The organism is Luteimonas fraxinea, assembly GCF_021233355.1.
In the GTDB taxonomy this organism is placed as follows: domain Bacteria; phylum Pseudomonadota; class Gammaproteobacteria; order Xanthomonadales; family Xanthomonadaceae; genus Luteimonas; species Luteimonas fraxinea.
In genome coordinates, this window is the sequence record NZ_CP089507.1 from 2,805,154 (window position 1) to 2,821,533 (window position 16,380).

Consider the following 16,380-nt stretch of genomic DNA (forward strand, 5'->3'; position numbering starts at 1 on the left):
GATGCGCGAGTCGCGTTCCGACAATGTAGTGGCGATCGGACTGTCGATCCTGGTCCATGTGCTGCTGTTCGGCCTGATCATTCTCGGCGCGCTGTGGAGCGCGTCGTCGCGGCCCGAATCGGCGATGGGCTCGCCAGTCTCGGCCGACATCATCGATCCCAATGCGCTGAGCGCCGCTGACCGGCGCGCGCTGGCCAGCAAGCCCGAGCCGTTGCCTGATCCGGAGCCCGCGCCCGAGCCGGTGCCCGATCCCGTTCCGGAACCGGTGCCCGAGCCGGTCGAAGAGCCCGCGTCCGCACCGCCGCAGCCGTTGCCCGAACCGCGACCCGAGGACGCCGTCGAGCAGCGCCAGCCGCAGCTGCAGGAAGTCGTGCCCGAGCCCGATACCGTCTCGCAGGCCGCCGTGCGCCGCGATGCGCTGGCTGCCGAGCAGCGCGAGAAGGAGCGGGAAGAGAAGCGCCGTCAGGCGCAGGTCGAACTCGCCGAGCAGCAGAAGCAGCAGGAAGCCGAAGAGAAGCGCCGCCTCGCGCGCCAGGAACTCGAGAAGCTGCGTGCCGAACGCGAGAAGACCCAGCGCGAAGCGCAGCTGTCGGAGCAGCGTCTGAAGCAGATCGCCGAGCGCAATGCGCAGCAGGCGTCCGAGCAGCGCGCCGCCGCGTCCGCCGCGAGCCCGCCGCCGGGTCGTCCCGATGGCGACAGCGGTCTGGCTGCGAAGTACGCCGCCGCGTTGCAGGAGGCGATCCGCCGCAACTGGCGTCGTCCGGACAACGTGCCGCTGGGCCAGCGCTGCCGCCTCTACATCACCCAGTTGCCGGGTGGCGAGGTGTTGAACGTCGAGTTCGATGCGTCCTGTCCGTATGACGCGCAGGGCCGTCGCTCGGTCGAAGCCGCGGTGCGCGCGGCCGAGCCGCTGCCGTACGAAGGCTTCCAGTCGGTCTTCAACCGCAGGCTCAACCTCAACTTCACGGCGCAGGATTGATGCCGGCGCGCCGAGTCGCGCGCCCTTCGATCATGGTGTCATGCGCTCCGTGTCCGGCTGCCGCGCCGTCGCCCTGTGCCGGCGTCGCGCCGGCGTTCCCGCGCCGCCTCACCATCCCGTTCACCTGCGCGGCGCGATGATTGCGCTGGTATTCATCCTGTTCCCCGGTCCAGCGGCCAAGCTGCCCGGGCTCACTCTCTTCAAACCGGTAAGCCGATGAAACCCATTCTGATCCGTTGCTTGTTGGCTCTGTTCGCACTCGGCCTGCCCATGCTCGCCAGTGCGCAGCAGCAGGGCCTCGAGATCGACATCACCGGCGGCAGCGCCCAGGCGATGCCGATCGCGGTCGTGCCGATGCCCTACCAGGGCAGTGGCGCCGCGCCCGATACCGATGTCGCCGCCGTGGTGCGCGCCGACCTCGACCGCTCCGGCCAGTTCCGCTCGCTGCCCGAGCGCGACATCGTCGAGCGCCCGACGCGCGGCAGCGAGGTCCAGTACCCGACGTGGCGCGCGCTGCGTCAGGACTTCCTCGTCGTCGGCCGCGTCGTCGACGCCGGCGGCGGCAGCTACCGGGTCGAGTACGAACTGTTCGACGTCGCCAAGCAGGAGCGCGTGCTCGGCCTGGCGATGACCGCGCGTCCGAATGCGATGCGTGATGTCGCGCACCAGATGGCCGACGCGATCTACGAGAAGATCACCGGCGTGCGTGGCGCGTTCTGGACCCGGGTCGCGTACATCACCCAGACCGGCGTCGGCCCGAGCGCGCGTTATGCGTTGATCGTCGCCGACTCCGACGGCCACAACCCGCAGACGGTCGTGCGCTCGAACGAGCCGCTGATGTCGCCGAGCTGGAGCCCGGACGGCCGCCGCGTCGCCTACGTCAGCTTCGAGAGCGGCAACTCGGCGATCTACATCCAGGACATCACCAGCGGCGGTCGTGAACTGGTTTCGAGCTTCCGCGGCATCAACGGCGCCCCGGCGTTCTCGCCCGACGGCCGTCGTCTGGCGCTGTCGCTGTCGCGCAGCGGCAACCCCGAGATCTACGTGATGGACCTCGGCAGCAAGGCGCTGACCCAGGTCACCAACCACTTCGCCATCGACACCTCGCCCTCCTGGGCGGCCGACGGCGGCAGCCTGTACTTCATCTCCGACCGCGGCGGGCGGCCGCAGGTCTACCAGGCGCCGGTGTCCGGCGGCAGCGCGACCCGCGTGACCTTCGAGGGCAGCTACAACGCCGACCCGTCGGTGTCCTTCGATGGCAAGAAAATCGTCGTGGCGCAAGGTTCAGGCAACGTGTACCGTATTGCACTGCTGGATCGCAGCCTGGGGTCGCCCCGCTGGTCTACGCTGTCGCCAGGGTCGCTCGACGAATCGCCGAGCTTTGCCCCGAACGCCGGCATGGTCCTGTACGCGGCGCGTGAGGGGCGCAGGGGTGTGTTGTATGCGGTGTCCTCGGATGGCCGTGTGCGTCAGCGCCTCGTCCTCGCCGATGGCGATGTGCGCGAGCCGGCTTGGGGTCCGTACCGGGAACAGCGCTGACGCTGCCTGCACGCCCCGACCAATAACAATTGCCCTGTTGCCATAGAAAACCAAGGATCGACGAGATGAAGATGACCACCCGTTTGATGCTGGCCGCGATGCTCTGCACCGCTGCCGTTGCGTGTTCCAAGAAGGTCAAGGAAGAGGCACCGGTCGATACCGGTCCGTCGACCGGCACCGTGGCTCCGACTGGCCCGACCGCGGGTGCTTACACCCCGGCCGACCTCGACAGCGATGCATGCCTGCGTCAGCGCGTCGTCTACTTCGATCTCGATCAGGACAACCTGCGTCCCGAGTTCCAGGCTGTAATGGCCTGCCATGCCAAGTACCTGCGTGACCGCAGCGCTGCGCGCATCTCGCTGGAAGGCCACGCCGACGAGCGCGGCAGCCGCGAGTACAACCAGGGTCTGGGCGAGCGTCGTGGCAATGGCGTGTCCTCGGCACTGCAGGCCAACGGTGGTTCGGCTGCCCAGCTGGCTGTCGTCAGCTACGGCGAAGAGCGTCCGGTCTGCAATGACTCGAACGAAGATTGCTGGGCCCGCAATCGTCGCGTCGAGATCATTTACACCGCTCGCTGATGCGTTCGATGCGTCATTGGCTGGTACTCCCAGTAGCGTTCGCGGCGACCCTCGTGGTCGCCGCGCCCGCATGGGCGCAACGGGCGAGCCTCGCGGACCGCGTGGCCTCGCTCGAAGCGCGCGCGGGTGATACCAGCGCCAACGTCGATCTGCTCAACCAGCTCAATCAGCTGCGGCAGGAGATCGTGTCCCTGCGCTCGCAGGTGGAAGAACTCCAGCAGCAGAACGAGCAGCTCAAGTCCAGCAACCGCAGCCAGTATCTCGACATCGACGGCCGGCTCAACCGGCTCGAGAGCGGGCAGGGCGGCGGTGGCGGTGGTCTTGAACTGCCCGATCCCACCGGCGCTGCAACGCCGGCACCCGCGGCAGGCGCAAATGCGCAGGCCGCGCGTGGTTCTGCGACGAGCGCTGCGCCCGTCTCAACGCAGGCCGCACCTGCCGACGAACGCGCCGCTTACGAGCAGGCGTTCGATGCATTGAAGAATGCGCGTTACGACGAATCCGCCACGCTGTTCCAGGGCTTCCTGCAGCAGCACCCGCAGGGCAGCTACGCGCCGAACGCGCTGTACTGGCTTGGCGAGAGCTATTACGTCACCCAGAATTACGCACTGGCGCAGGAGCAGTTCCTGTCGCTGTTGCAGCGCTATCCGCAGAGCGACAAGGCCCCGGGCGCGATGCTCAAGGTCGGTCTTTCGCAGTACGGGCTGAAAGACCTCGACGGCGCCGAGACGACGCTCGCCGATGTCGGCAAGCAGTATCCCGGCACCGACGCGGCACGCACCGCCGCCGACCGGCTCCGCGCAATCCAGCTCTCGCGCCTGCGCTGATCCATGACCGCCGTCGCGCCCGATGCGGTCGCCGCATCCGCGGCCGACCGGCTCAAGCTCACCGAAGTCTTCCTGTCCTTGCAGGGCGAAGCCCGCGATGCCGGCTGGCCGACGGTGTTCGTCCGTCTGACCGGCTGCCCGCTGCGCTGCACCTACTGCGACACCGCGTACGCCTTCCACGGCGGCCAGTGGTGGACGATCGACGACATCCTCGCGGAAGTTGCGAAGCATGGCGTGAGGCACGTCTGCGTGACCGGTGGAGAACCACTGGCGCAGAAGCGCTGCATCGGCCTGTTGCGTCGCCTGTGCGATGCCGGCTACCAGGTGTCGCTGGAAACCTCGGGCGCGCTGGACATCAGCGACGTCGATCCGCGCGTGAGCCGCGTGCTCGACATCAAGACGCCTGCCTCCAACGAAGCGCATCGCAACCGCTGGGAGAATCTCCCGCTGCTGACCGCGCACGACCAGATCAAGTTCGTCGTCTGCTCGCGCGCCGATTACGAGTGGGCACGCGACGTCGTGCTGACCAAGGGGCTGCCGCATCGCTGCGACGTGCTGTTCTCGCCGAGCAAGGGCGAGATCACCGGTCGCGAGCTGGCCGACTGGATCGTCGCGGATCGCCTGCCGGTGAAGTTCCAGATGCAGCTGCACAAGCTGCTGTGGGATGACGAACCGGGGCGCTGAGCCCGGCATCTGCCCGAAGGCTGCGCTAGCCTGTCGCGCGACATTCCGAATTTCCGTACCGCATCCAGATCGCCTCATGAAAAAAGCCGTCGTCCTGTTGTCCGGAGGCATGGACTCCGCCGCCGTCATCGCCATCGCCCAGGAACAGGGCTTCGATGTGCATGCGCTGAGCGTGCGCTACGGCCAGCGCCACACCTCCGAACTCGATGCCGCCGCGCGCGTCGCGGCCGCGATGGGCGTCACCGTGCACAAGACCGTCGACGTCGACCTGCGCAGCATCGGCGGCTCGGCATTGACCGACGACATCGACGTGCCGGAAGCGGGCGGCGCAGGCATTCCGGTGACCTACGTGCCCGCGCGCAACACGATCATGCTGTCGCTCGCCCTCGGCTGGGCCGAAGTGCTCGGCGCAGCCGACATCTTCTGCGGCGTCAACGCGGTCGACTATTCCGGCTATCCGGATTGCCGTCCCGAATTCGTCGATGCTTTCGAGCGTCTGGCCAATCTCGCGACCAAGGCGGGCGTCGAAGGCGCCGGCATCCGCGTGCACGCCCCGCTGCAGCGCATGGGCAAGGGCGACATCGTGCGCGAAGGCGTACGTCTGGGCGTCGACTTCGGCCTGACCGTGTCCTGCTACAACGCCGATGCCCAAGGTATGGCCTGCGGCCACTGCGACGCGTGCCGTCTGCGCGCGGACGGATTCGACGCCGCGGGCGTGCCTGATCCCACGCGGTACGTACAGACGACGGCCTGAGGCCGACGCGCGGTCCACATTGCGCTAGAATGCGCCCCCTGCGCCGGCCACTGCTGCCGGCGACTGTCTTCCGGGTCGTTAGCTCAGTCGGTAGAGCATCGGACTTTTAATCCGCTGGTCGATGGTTCGAATCCATCACGACCCACCAGCTTCCAGGGCATCGGCGCGGCGGCTTCGCGATTACGCTCGCCGCACCGCGCGTTGTGCATGCCGCAGCAGGACCGCACGCGCTGACGTGATGACGCTATTCGGACTTGGCGACCGTCTGTTGATGCGATTACCGCTCCAGACCGACAGACGGCACGCGTCGGTCAATCCGCGTCGAGCACCGTTTCCAGCACGGCATCGCCATAGCGTTCCAGCTTGCCTGCACCAACGCCGCCGATGCCGCCGAGCTGGCCATGGCTGATCGGGCGCAGGCGTGCGATCTCGCGCAAGGTCGCGTCGTGGAAGATCACGTAGGCAGGCACGTTCTGCTCGCGCGCCAGGCGTCCGCGTAGCGCGCGCAGCGATTCGAACAGCGGCCGGTCGGCCGGTGCCAGATCGATGTCGGCACCGGTCGCGACGCGTGTGGTGCGCGTGCGCTCCTTCGTGTTCGTTGGTTTGCGCAGCATCACCTGCGTCTCGCCCTTGAGCACGCCGCGGCTGGCTTCGGTCAGTCGCAGGCCGCCGTAACCTTCTGCGTCGACATCGAGCAGGCCCTGCGCGACGAGCTGGCGCAGCACGCTCTTCCACACGCGCGCATCGACATCGGTGCCGACGCCGTAGGTGCTGAGCTGGTCGTGGCCGAACTGGCGGATGCGTTCGCTCTCGCTGCCACGCAGGATGTCGATGACGTGCGCGGCGCCGAAACGCTGGCCGCTGCGATACACGCAGCTGAGCGCTTTCTGCGCGGGCACGGTGGCATCCCACGCGGCGGGCGGGTCGAGGCAGTTGTCGCAGTTGCCGCAGGGCTGGCCCGCGCCCTTGGCCGCATAGTCCTCGCCGAAGTTCGCCAGCAGCACTTGGCGACGGCAACGCATCGTCTCGCAGTAACCGACCAGCGAATCGAGCTTGCGGTGTTCGAGCCGCTTGCGCTCGTCGCCGGACTCGGACTGTTCGATCATCTGCCGCAGCAGCACCAGATCGCCGAGGCCGTAGCACATCCACGCATCGGCGGGCTCGCCGTCGCGGCCGCCGCGGCCGGTTTCCTGGTAGTAGCCCTCGATCGATTTCGGCAGGTCGGTATGGGCGACGAAGCGCACGTCCGGCTTGTCGATGCCCATGCCGAACGCGATCGTCGCCACGACCACCACACCATCACTGCGCAGGAAGCGCCGCTGGTTGGCCGCGCGCAACTCCGCGTCCATGCCGGCGTGGTACGGAATCGCATCGATGCCCTGGCCAGCGAGATATTCGGCCGTTTCTTCGACCTTGCGCCGCGACAGGCAGTAGACGATGCCGGCTTCGCCACGATGCGACTGCACGAAATCGAGCAGCTGGCGCTTGGCGTTTTCCTTCTGCACCACCGTGTAGCGGATGTTGGGCCGGTCGAACGAACTGACGAAGCGGCGCGCGTCTTCCAGCTGCAGGCGCTCGGCGATCTCGCGCTGGGTCGGCGGATCGGCGGTCGCGGTCAGTGCGATGCGCGGCACGTGCGGCCAGCGCTCGTGCAGGATCGTCAGCTCGCGGTATTCGCGGCGGAAGTCATGGCCCCATTGCGACACGCAATGCGCCTCGTCGATCGCGAACAGCGCCAGCGGTGCGCGGTCGAGCAGCGACAGGAAGCGTGGCGTCAGCAGGCGCTCGGGCGCGACGTAGAGCAGGTCAAGTTCGCCGGCCAGCAGCTCGCGCTCCACGCGCTGCGCGGTTTCGCCATCGAGCGTGGAATTGAGAAACGCCGCGCGCACGCCCGACTGCAGCAACGCGTCCACCTGGTCCTGCATCAGCGCGATCAATGGCGACACCACGATGGCGACGCCCTCGCGCAACAGCGCGGGCACCTGGAAGCACATGGACTTGCCGCCGCCGGTGGGCATCAGCACCAGCGCATCCTGGCCGGCGGCAACATGCGAGACGATCGCGGCCTGTTCGCCGCGGAATGCGGCATGGCCGAACACGCGCTGCAGAACCTCGAGCGCGGCGGCATCTGGAGAAGAAGACATCGCACAAGGATACCGGCTGCGGCCGGCGCGCCGGCATCGCCACCTCACGCACCAAAGTGTCGTCCGGACGGCGTTTGTTAAGCTGCCCGGTCTTCCCGCAGGACGACCGCATGACCTCGACGCCCGGATCCGGCGGCATGCCGCTTCATACCAAGATGCTGATCGGCTTCCTCATCGGCGCGATCGCCGGCCTGGCGATCAACCTGCTGACCGGCCATCTGACCGTCGATGGCGTCCCGCCTGCGTTCTCCGGATGGGTCGAGGGCCTGATCCAGTACGTCACCGAACCGGTCGGCCAACTGTTCCTGCGTCTGTTGTTCATGCTGGTGGTGCCGCTGGTGTTCTCGGCGCTGATCCTGGGCGTGGTGGAGATCGGCGATCCGCGCGCGCTCGGCCGTCTCGGCGGCAAGACGCTGGTGTGGGTGTTCGGCACGACCTTCATCGCGGTGATCATCGGTCTGGTGGTGGTGTCGATCATCCAGCCGGGCGCGGGCATCGATCCGGCGCTGCGCGACGCGATGCTGTCCGATTCGGTCGCCGCGGGCGCCACGATCGCCGAGCCGGCGAAGATCGGCCTCGTCGACATGCTGCTCAACATGGTGCCGCGCAACCCGATCGCCGCGGCCGCCGCAACCGATCTGATCGCGGTGATGGTGTTCGCGCTGCTGTTCGGCATCGCCGCGACGGTGGTCAATTCGCCGGGCACGCGCAGCTTCGTCGGCGCCGTGCAGGGCATCTACGACATCAGCCTGAAGCTGATCGACTGGGTGATCCGTCTGGCGCCGTACGCCGTGGCCGCGCTGCTGTTCACGCTGACCGCGCGCATGGGCCTGGGCCTCATGGTGCAGCTCGGCTGGTTCGTGCTGACCGCGGTGCTGGCGCTGGCGTTGCACTTCTTCGGCACGTTCTCGCTGCTGATTGCGGTGCTCGGCCGGCGCTCGCCGCTGGAGGTGTTCAAGAAGTCGCAGCCGGCGTTGCTGACCGCGTTTTCCACCTCGTCGAGCGCGGCCACGCTGCCGACCTCGCTGAAGACCGCGGAGGAAAACCTCGGCGTGCCGCGACGCGTGGCGCGCTTCGTCTGCACGCTCGGCGCAACGGTCAACATGAACGGCACGGCGCTCTACGAGGGCGTGACCGTGCTGTTTCTCGCCCAGCTGTTCGGCATCGAACTCACGTTGCTGCAGCAGGCGATGATCCTGGTGATGTGCATCATGGGCGGCATCGGCGCGGCCAGCGTGCCAGGCGGCTCGCTGCCGGTGATCGCGACGATCCTGGTGATGTTCGGCATTCCGCCCGAAGGCATCGGCATCATCCTCGGCGTCGACCGCTTCCTCGACATGTGCCGCACGACGGTCAACATCGGCGGCGACATGGTCGGTTCGGTGGTCATCGGCCGCGGCGAAGCGGACGAGGACGACGACGCCGAACCGGTGACCGACCAGGCGCTGCCGCGCCCGGCTTAAGGCCGCATCACGCCGCTGCCGGGACATCACCCGGGCAGCGGCGCGGCGCTCGTGGGACAATTGGCGGCTCCCGCCCGCTGCCGCCCGTCTCCGAGCCCATGACCACGTCGAACCGTCGCGAACTCGCCAACGCCATCCGTTTCCTCGCCATCGACGCCGTCGATGCCGCCAAGTCCGGCCATCCCGGCATGCCGATGGGCATGGCCGACATCGCCGAAGTGCTGTGGAACGACCACCTCAGCCACAACCCGGCGAATCCGCAGTGGTTCAACCGCGACCGCTTCGTGCTGTCGAACGGCCACGGCTCGATGCTGCATTACGCGCTGCTGCACCTGTCGGGTTACGACCTGCCGCTGGAAGAGCTGAAGAACTTCCGCCAGCTGCACAGCAAGACCGCCGGTCACCCGGAGCGCCACGAGACGCCCGGCGTCGAGACCACCACCGGTCCGCTGGGCCAGGGCTTCGCGAACGCCGTCGGCTTCGCGCTCGCCGAGCGCCTGCTCGCGCAGCGCTTCAACCGCCCTGAATTCGCCGTCGTCGATCACCGCACCTGGGTGTTCATGGGCGACGGCTGCCTGATGGAAGGCATCTCGCACGAGGCCGCCTCGCTCGCCGGCACGCTGGGCCTGGGCAAGCTGGTCGCGTTCTGGGACGACAACCGCATCTCGATCGACGGCAATACCGAAGGCTGGTTCACCGACGACACCCCGGCGCGTTTCGAGGCCTACGGCTGGCGCGTGATCCGCGACGTCGATGGCCATGACGCCGATGCGATCTCGCGTGCGATCGAAGCCGCCACCGCCGAAGACGACAAGCCGGTGCTGGTGTGCTGCCGCACGACGATCGGCTTCGGTTCGCCCAACCGCGCCGGCAAGGAGTCGTCGCACGGCGCGCCGCTGGGCAAGGACGAATCCGACGCCACGCGCGTAGCGCTCGGCTGGAACCACGGTCCTTTCGACGTGCCGCAGGCACTGCGCGACGGCTGGCGCGCGGTCGAAGCCGGCCAGGTGCGCGAGTCGGAATGGAACCAGCAGTTCGACGCCTACCAGGCGAAGTACCCCGATCTCGCCGCCGAACTCGTGCGCCGCTCGCACGGCGCCCTGCCGGACGGCTTCGTCGAAGCGGCCGATGCCTTCATCGCCAAGCTGCAGAGCGACGGCCCGACGATTGCCTCGCGCAAGGCCTCGCAGATGGCGATCGAAGCCTTCGCGCCGCTGCTGCCGGAAATCATCGGCGGCTCGGCCGACCTCGCGCATTCCAACCTGACCCTGTGGAAGGGCAGCACGTCCGCGGCCAGCACCGATGCCAACGCGAACTACGTCTATTACGGCGTGCGCGAGTTTGGCATGAGCGCGATCGCGAACGGTCTGGCGCTGCATGGCGGCTTCATCCCGTTCGACGCGACGTTCCTGGTCTTCAGCGATTACGCACGCAACGCCGTGCGCATGAGCGCGCTGATTCCCGCGCACGCCATCCACGTCTACACGCACGATTCGATCGGCCTGGGCGAAGACGGCCCGACCCATCAGCCGGTCGAGCATCTGGCGAGCCTGCGCTATATCCCGAACAACGACGTGTGGCGCCCGTGCGACGCGGTTGAATCGGCGGTGGCCTGGAAGTCGGCGATCACGCGTCGGGACGGCCCTAGCTGCCTGATCTTCTCGCGCCAGAACCTGCCGCACCAGGCACGCGACACCGCGCAGGTGGCCGACATCGCGCGCGGTGGCTACGTGCTGAAGGATTCGGTCGGCACGCCGGAGATCATCCTGATTGCGACTGGTTCGGAGATCGGTCTGGCGACCCAGGCGGCCGAACAGCTGGGCGATAACGTGCGCGTCGTGTCGATGCCCTCGACCGACGTGTTCGATCGTCAGGACGCGGCGTATCGCGAATCCGTGCTCCCGAACGCCGTGCGCAAGCGCGTCGCGATCGAAGCCGGCGTCACCCCGTTCTGGCGCGCCTACGTGGGTCTCGACGGCGCCGTGATCGGCATCGACACCTTCGGCGCCTCGGCCCCGGCCGACAAGCTGTTCCAGCACTTCGGCATCACGGTCGAGAAGATCGTCGAGGCGGCGAAGGCGCTCTGATCGGGACGCACGATCTGCAGCAGTGAACGAAAAAGCCCGCGCAAGCGGGCTTTTTTTTAGGTGATTCTTCGCGAGCGTCATGCGTTCGAGTTCACGTCGACCTTGAGCACACCGCATTGAGCCCCTCTCCCGCCGGGAGAGGGGTTGGGGTGAGGGACGAACGCTCGCAATAAACAGATCGGAGTTCGAACCCTTCTCCACAGCGATGAGTTTCGCCGCGCTCTACCAATCCTACGAGAGGCTGGCCTCAGCCCGCCGGCTTGTCGTGCTTGCTCCCACCCCGGCAATGCGGCGAATCCGGCACCTGCACTTCCGCGGCCCATTCCTCGGGCGTGAACGTATGCAGCGCCAGCGCGTGGATCTGCTGCATCTGCGGGCCGAGCGCGCGGTACACCGCCTGGTGCCGCTGGAGCGCACGCTTGCCGTCGAACGCCGCGCTGACCACGACCGCCTTGAAATGCGTCTCCAGCCCGCGGCTGTGCATGTGGCTCTCGTCCTCGACATCGAGGTGCGTGGGCAAAAGTGCTGCGAGGGCGTCGCGGAGCTGGTCGGCGCGGGTGGTCATGGTCTGGTCCTGCACGGGTGTCGTCGAACGAGATGGAGGCGAGGCATGCGATCGCAACCGCGTCTCAGACAGCTGATGTCGGCGCGATCACATCCTGGGGCGCACTGGGACGCGCGGTGCGCCGCAGGCCGAGCGACACCAGCCGCGCCATCAGGTGTTCATTGAGGCCGCTGGGCGCCTGCAGCTGCATGCGCGCGAGTGCCGGCGTGTCGTCACCGATTCCCTCGCGCAGCGCGTCAAACACCGTGGCGAGCTTGCCGCGTCGCGTCGCGGTCTGCGTGCGCAGCCAGGCCAGCGCACGCAGCAGGCGCTGCTCGACGACATCGAAATCGCTGCCCAGCGGATAGTCGGGCAGGCTGCCGTCGGCGCGCAGCGGTGCAAGCGACGTGCGCAGGCTGTCCGGCGTGTTGCGTTGCCACGGCTCGGGAACGACGAAGCGCGCATCGAGCTTGCCTGCTGCCTGCGCACGCTGTACGAGTCCGGCCTGATGCGGGGCTTCGGCGACGCGCACCATCGCGCGCGTGCAGTCCTCGTCGGTCGCCCCGCGGATGTCGGCGATGCCGTACTCGGTGATGTAGACGTCGCGAAGATGCCGCGGGATCGTCGTGTGGCCGTAGTGCCAGCGGATGTTGGCCTCGCGCCCGCCGCCGGCATCGCGCGCGGCGCGCAGCAGCAGCACCGAGCGCGCGTCGGGCAGCGCGTGGCCCATCGCGACGAAGTTGTACTGGCCGCCGACGCCGGACACCACGCGGCCGTCTTCCAGTCCATCCGACACCGCCGCGCCCAGCGCGGTCGCCATCATGCAGCTGTTGAAGAAACGCGCATCGCGTCGCTGCAGGCGCTCGAGGCCTTCGTCGAGGCCGTAGAGCTCGTTGACCTCGCCGACGCGCTTCATGCCGATACCGCGACGGGTTTCGTCGTCGAGTCCGCGCAGCCAGGCGTAGAAATCCGGCGAGCCGAGATAGAACGCGCCGTGCAGGAACTCGCCGTTGCGCTCAAGCAGATCGAGATCCAGCGCGCTCGCGGTGCCGTCGTTGACGCGTCGCATCATGCTGGCCTTGTCGACGACGCGGCGCTTGATCACGCCCACTTCGACCAGACGCTTGAAGCCCTCGTTGATCATCTCGCTGCAGCCGTAGAGGCCGGTCTTGAACGGATCGAGTCCACCGACGGCCTGCACCGTGCGATGTGTGGCGAGATCGGGATCGAGCGCGTGCAGCACGCGCCGGTACGCCGCGTTATCGGTATGGCGCAGCGCCAGTGCATGGCACAGCGCATCAGCGAGCGCACCGATGCCGATCTGCAGCGTGCCGCCATCGCGCACCAGCGTGCTGGCATAGAAACCGATCGCGTAATCGGCATCCGACACCGGCTGGCGCGGCAGGCCGAACAGGCGCGGGTAGGGCGGTGGCGGCGCGATCACGACATCGAAGAACGCGGCATCCACCGCTGCTGTGCCGTCGAGCCATGGCAGCGCAGGATCGACTTCGCCGACGACCAGCGGACGCGGATGACCGGCTTTGAGCAGCGCATCGATCGCGTCGAAGGTCAGATCGGTGTTCGAAGACAGCGAGAAGCGCGTGCCGTCGTCATTGGCCGCGACCTTCTGCACCAGCACATTGACGCCGCGATCCGCGAGCGCGCGCGCCACGTGCGTGTAATTGAGGCTGGCGTAGCGCCGCTGCGCCTGCGACGAGCCCAGCATCGCGCCGGACTGCATGTAGAACTCTTCGACCTCGACGTGCGGCGGCAGCGCGTTGCGCCGCAGCGCATCCACGTACTTCAGACGCACGAAGTCCTCGCCGAAATGCCGCTTCGCGAACGGGCCGATGAAGCGGCCCTCGAGATCGTCGCCGCCTTTCGGCGGATCCAGCGACAGCGCGGTGTACAGCGTGAACGGTCGCGCGGGATCTGCAATCGCGGCATCGAACAACGCATTGAGCAGACGGTGCGGCTTGCCGATGCCGAGCGGCGCACCGATGTGGAGGGCACCGTCGACATGCGCATGGATGCGGCTGACGGCGTCTTCGATGGAGTCGACGTAGGCGGTCATGGCGAGAGGATACGCAGGCGCACGTGAATAGGCGGCCGCTCCATCGCACCGCCTGATCGCGACGAAGTCGCATGGACGCGACCTGCATTGCGGACACGCGTATCGCCGCGTCCAGGATCCCGGACCGGTGCAATGCAGGTCTCGCGTCGAGGCACATCGCGCCCGCTGCCCAATTGGATCTGCGGCGCGATTTTCAGGTCAGACGCGTCCATGTCACGTGTTGACAGATCAACTCGATTACATGTGTAATCCTATCAACGATTACGTGCGTAAACGAAATGCATATCAGCGAAGCCGAAGCCGAAGTGATGGACGTACTCTGGGCCCGCAGCCCGCGGGGCGCCGAGGAGGTCGTGGCCGCGCTGGCAGGTCGCCAGGCGTGGGCGGAGGCGACGGTCAAGACGCTGCTCAACCGGCTGCTGACCAAGGGTGCCATCAGCGCCGGACGTGATGGGCGGCGGTATCTCTACAGCCCGGTGCTGCAACGAGAGGAGTGGCTGGCGCAGCAGAGCGATGGTCTGCTGGACCGCCTGTTCGGTGGCCGGGTCGCGCCGCTGGTGGCGCATTTCGGTGAGCGACAGAAGCTGTCGAAGGCCGATATCGATGAATTGCGCGCCCTGATCGAGACGCTCGAAGATGGACGCGGCTGACGTTCTGCGCCTTCTGGTCGCCACATCGGTGGCGGGCAGTGTTTCGGCGCTACTGGTCGCTGCGTGTGCGCGTCCGTTGCGCCGCTGGGCGGGCGCCGGCTGTGCGTATCGCGCCTGGTGGGCCGTGCCGCTGGCAATGTGCGCCGCCTCGTTGCCCGCGCGTGAAGTGACGGTTGCAGCGGCGCCCGCTGAAGCGGTGGGGATGCTGTCGGCAAATGCCGGTCAGACGACTGACGCGCTTGCAACGCAGATGCTGTCGTCCGGTCTCGATTGGCAGGTCGCGCTGCTGTCGATCTGGGGACTCGGTATTGCCGTGGTGCTGATCGCACAGGTCGTCGGGCATCGCCGCTTTGCAGCCGGACTGGGTCGTCTGCGCCGTCGTCGTGATGGGCTGTTTGGTGCCGAAACCAGCGAGGGTTTGCCTGCGGTCGTGGGATTGCGCGCGCGCATCGTGCTGCCGGCGGATTTCGAGACGCGCTATTCGCCGGACGAACAGGCGCTGGTGCTGGCGCACGAGCGCGTGCATGTCCGCCGCCGCGATGTCTGGTGGAACCTGCTGGCGACCCTGTTGTGTGCGGCGCACTGGTTCAATCCGGTCGGGTGGTGGGCGTTGCGGCGCCTGCGTCTCGATCAGGAACTCGCCTGCGATGCAGCGGTGCTGGCGGCGCGTCCGGACAGCCGGCGCCGGTATGCGGAAGCGTTGCTCAAGTCCGGCACATGTCTGCAGTCACGCACGCTCGCCTGCCAATGGCCGGCGACCCATCCCTTGAAGGAGAGAATCGAAATGCTTGGACAGATCATTCCGGGTCGCCGTCGGCGTGCAGCCGGTACGGCCGTGGTCATGGTGGTGGGTTCGATGCTGACGGTGGGCGTCTGGGCGGCCCAGCCGCCGCGAACCGTGGCTGCCGACGCCGTGCACGTGGAGACCAAGAACGTGGGCCCGATGGCGCCGATCGATCCCGCACCGTTGTCCGGCCGCGCCGCCGCCGAACGTGCGGCCGCGGCGGCAGGCCTGCGCCTGCGCGATGCCGATGCACTCGATGGCGCACCCACGCGGCCCTGGCTGGAACGCGAGACACCGGCGCGCGCGATCATCATGGCAGTCGCCGCGTCGCGGGGATTGGACGTGGTGCCCGACGGCGACGGCCTGCGCCTGGTGGCGCAAGGGCCGACACGTGTGGAGTACGACGCTGGAAGCCGCACGCTGGAGCTGCAGCTGAAGGACGTGCCGGTCGGCGAAGCGCTGCGTCGGATCGCGGATGCCACCGGACGTCGTTTCGAGGCCGCCAATGGTGTCTCGTTGACGCAGCCGGTGTCGATGCGCATGCAGTCGGTGCCGCTGGCGACCGTGGAAGCGCTGATCGATGGCGAACTCGACGGTGCACGCCTCGAATCGGAGGCCGCTGCGCTGCGTGTCGTCGCAGCGCCGGAAAAGCGGGGCCGCGCGCCCCGCAAGCCGCCGCTGCGTTGAGTCGGCGGCCGCGCGTTCGCGGTTACGACTCCAGCATCTCCGGCTTGAACAGCGCCCGCCGCGAACGTTCGTCGCCGCTGACCATGAATTGCCCGTCGCCGCGGTAGTGCACGGTACGCGGCCATTTCGGGCGTTCTGCGGCGTGCGCGGCAACGACGCGCCAGACGAACAGCGGGTAGTCGGCGGTGATGCGGGTTTCGTGCAGGCGACATTCGAAACGTGCGTGGCATTCGCCGATGCCGGGGGCGTCGACGTCGCTGCTGTCGACCGCGGTCAGGCCGAAGCGTTCGAACTTGTCTGCGTCGGCGCTGCTGCTGTTGCCGATGCGCACGACGGTGTCGAGCATGTCCGCGGTCGGCAGATTGATGACGCATTCGCGGCTGGCGCGCGCGAGGGCGTGGCTGCGGTTGGCCGACCAGATGTAGGTGCCGACGAGGTCGTAGCCCAGCATCATGTGCCAGCCCAGCGTCATGATGCCGCGTTCGCCCTTGTGGGCGGTCGACAGCAGCACGACGGGGCCGGGTTCGAGAAAGCGACGCGTCTGATCGGGCGGAATCGCGTGGGTGCGGGGCATGACGCGGACCTG

Annotated in this window: 14 protein-coding genes and 1 tRNA gene; 11 read left to right on the forward strand and 4 right to left on the reverse strand. The window is 67.7% G+C overall.

Going from position 1 to position 16,380, the window contains the following annotated elements; genetic code table 11:
• The first annotated feature begins 1 nt into the window (after position 1).
• The 7 genes from tolA (at position 2) to LU699_RS12600 (ending at position 5,509) form a co-directional block, all read left to right on the forward strand.
• Positions 2 to 979: a cell envelope integrity protein TolA gene (gene tolA / locus LU699_RS12570; RefSeq protein WP_232137338.1), complete on the forward strand. Its 978-nt coding sequence runs from the start codon at positions 2 to 4 to the stop codon at positions 977 to 979.
• A 216-nt stretch (positions 980 to 1,195) separates the two neighbouring features.
• On the forward strand, positions 1,196 to 2,518 hold the full coding sequence (tolB, locus tag LU699_RS12575; protein WP_232137337.1) for a Tol-Pal system beta propeller repeat protein TolB: 1,323 nt from the start codon (positions 1,196 to 1,198) through the stop codon (positions 2,516 to 2,518).
• A 65-nt stretch (positions 2,519 to 2,583) separates the two neighbouring features.
• Positions 2,584 to 3,096, forward strand: coding sequence for a peptidoglycan-associated lipoprotein Pal (gene pal, locus LU699_RS12580; protein WP_232137336.1), 513 nt, complete (start codon positions 2,584 to 2,586; stop codon positions 3,094 to 3,096).
• 8 nt (positions 3,097 to 3,104) lie between these two features.
• Entirely contained in the window at positions 3,105 to 3,923 is an 819-nt protein-coding gene (gene ybgF / locus LU699_RS12585) for a tol-pal system protein YbgF (RefSeq protein WP_232137384.1), read from the forward strand.
• Positions 3,924 to 3,926: 3 nt separating this feature from the next.
• Positions 3,927 to 4,607, forward strand: a complete 681-nt coding sequence (gene queE / locus LU699_RS12590; protein WP_232137335.1) for a 7-carboxy-7-deazaguanine synthase QueE — start codon at positions 3,927 to 3,929, stop codon at positions 4,605 to 4,607.
• A 76-nt stretch (positions 4,608 to 4,683) separates the two neighbouring features.
• A complete protein-coding gene (gene queC / locus LU699_RS12595; RefSeq protein ID WP_232137334.1) occupies positions 4,684 to 5,361 on the forward strand; it encodes a 7-cyano-7-deazaguanine synthase QueC in 678 nt (225 codons plus the stop codon).
• Between the two features lie 72 nt (positions 5,362 to 5,433).
• Positions 5,434 to 5,509, forward strand: a tRNA-Lys gene (locus LU699_RS12600).
• A gap of 163 nt (positions 5,510 to 5,672) precedes the next feature.
• On the opposite strand, the gene recQ is transcribed toward LU699_RS12600, so the two are convergent.
• The gene (recQ, locus tag LU699_RS12605) at positions 5,673 to 7,505 is read right to left on the reverse strand and encodes a DNA helicase RecQ (RefSeq protein ID WP_232137333.1); all 1,833 of its coding nucleotides are present in this window, start codon (positions 7,503 to 7,505) and stop codon (positions 5,673 to 5,675) included.
• A gap of 110 nt (positions 7,506 to 7,615) precedes the next feature.
• Between recQ and LU699_RS12610 the strand changes: the two genes are divergently transcribed.
• Complete coding sequence (locus tag LU699_RS12610) at positions 7,616 to 8,968, forward strand: dicarboxylate/amino acid:cation symporter (RefSeq protein ID WP_232137332.1); 1,353 nt, start codon at positions 7,616 to 7,618, stop codon at positions 8,966 to 8,968.
• Positions 8,969 to 9,066: 98 nt separating this feature from the next.
• Positions 9,067 to 11,055, forward strand: a complete 1,989-nt coding sequence (tkt, locus tag LU699_RS12615; RefSeq protein WP_232137331.1) for a transketolase — start codon at positions 9,067 to 9,069, stop codon at positions 11,053 to 11,055.
• Between the two features lie 247 nt (positions 11,056 to 11,302).
• Here tkt and LU699_RS12620 read toward each other — a convergent pair whose 3' ends face one another.
• The gene (locus LU699_RS12620; RefSeq protein WP_232137330.1) at positions 11,303 to 11,620 is read right to left on the reverse strand and encodes a BolA family protein; all 318 of its coding nucleotides are present in this window, start codon (positions 11,618 to 11,620) and stop codon (positions 11,303 to 11,305) included.
• 64 nt (positions 11,621 to 11,684) lie between these two features.
• Positions 11,685 to 13,673, reverse strand: coding sequence for an acetyl-CoA hydrolase/transferase C-terminal domain-containing protein (locus LU699_RS12625; protein ID WP_232137328.1), 1,989 nt, complete (start codon positions 13,671 to 13,673; stop codon positions 11,685 to 11,687).
• Between the two features lie 278 nt (positions 13,674 to 13,951).
• On the opposite strand from LU699_RS12625, the gene LU699_RS12630 reads away from it, so the two are divergent.
• Both LU699_RS12630 and LU699_RS12635 read left to right on the forward strand, forming a co-directional pair.
• Entirely contained in the window at positions 13,952 to 14,323 is a 372-nt protein-coding gene (locus LU699_RS12630) for a BlaI/MecI/CopY family transcriptional regulator (protein WP_232137326.1), read from the forward strand.
• Positions 14,310 to 15,794, forward strand: coding sequence for a M56 family metallopeptidase (locus tag LU699_RS12635; protein ID WP_232580190.1), 1,485 nt, complete (start codon positions 14,310 to 14,312; stop codon positions 15,792 to 15,794). Before LU699_RS12630 ends, LU699_RS12635 begins: the two co-directional genes overlap by 14 nt.
• Before the next feature lie 22 nt (positions 15,795 to 15,816).
• Here LU699_RS12635 and LU699_RS12640 read toward each other — a convergent pair whose 3' ends face one another.
• Positions 15,817 to 16,368, reverse strand: a complete 552-nt coding sequence (locus LU699_RS12640) for a flavin reductase family protein (protein ID WP_232137322.1) — start codon at positions 16,366 to 16,368, stop codon at positions 15,817 to 15,819.
• Positions 16,369 to 16,380 lie beyond the last annotated feature (12 nt).

Bases quoted from the DNA above. Each gene is read 5' to 3' on its own strand.
- tolA (WP_232137338.1), top strand. From the start codon at position 2: ATGCGCGAGTCGCGTTCCGACAATGTAGTGGCGATCGGACTGTCGATC.
- tolB (WP_232137337.1), top strand. From the start codon at position 1,196: ATGAAACCCATTCTGATCCGTTGCTTGTTGGCTCTGTTCGCACTCGGC.
- pal (WP_232137336.1), top strand. From the start codon at position 2,584: ATGAAGATGACCACCCGTTTGATGCTGGCCGCGATGCTCTGCACCGCT.
- ybgF (WP_232137384.1), top strand. From the start codon at position 3,105: ATGCGTCATTGGCTGGTACTCCCAGTAGCGTTCGCGGCGACCCTCGTG.
- queE (WP_232137335.1), top strand. From the start codon at position 3,927: ATGACCGCCGTCGCGCCCGATGCGGTCGCCGCATCCGCGGCCGACCGG.
- queC (WP_232137334.1), top strand. From the start codon at position 4,684: ATGAAAAAAGCCGTCGTCCTGTTGTCCGGAGGCATGGACTCCGCCGCC.
- recQ (WP_232137333.1), bottom strand. From the start codon at position 7,505: ATGTCTTCTTCTCCAGATGCCGCCGCGCTCGAGGTTCTGCAGCGCGTG.
- LU699_RS12610 (WP_232137332.1), top strand. From the start codon at position 7,616: ATGACCTCGACGCCCGGATCCGGCGGCATGCCGCTTCATACCAAGATG.
- tkt (WP_232137331.1), top strand. From the start codon at position 9,067: ATGACCACGTCGAACCGTCGCGAACTCGCCAACGCCATCCGTTTCCTC.
- LU699_RS12620 (WP_232137330.1), bottom strand. From the start codon at position 11,620: ATGACCACCCGCGCCGACCAGCTCCGCGACGCCCTCGCAGCACTTTTG.
- LU699_RS12625 (WP_232137328.1), bottom strand. From the start codon at position 13,673: ATGACCGCCTACGTCGACTCCATCGAAGACGCCGTCAGCCGCATCCAT.
- LU699_RS12630 (WP_232137326.1), top strand. From the start codon at position 13,952: ATGCATATCAGCGAAGCCGAAGCCGAAGTGATGGACGTACTCTGGGCC.
- LU699_RS12635 (WP_232580190.1), top strand. From the start codon at position 14,310: ATGGACGCGGCTGACGTTCTGCGCCTTCTGGTCGCCACATCGGTGGCG.
- LU699_RS12640 (WP_232137322.1), bottom strand. From the start codon at position 16,368: ATGCCCCGCACCCACGCGATTCCGCCCGATCAGACGCGTCGCTTTCTC.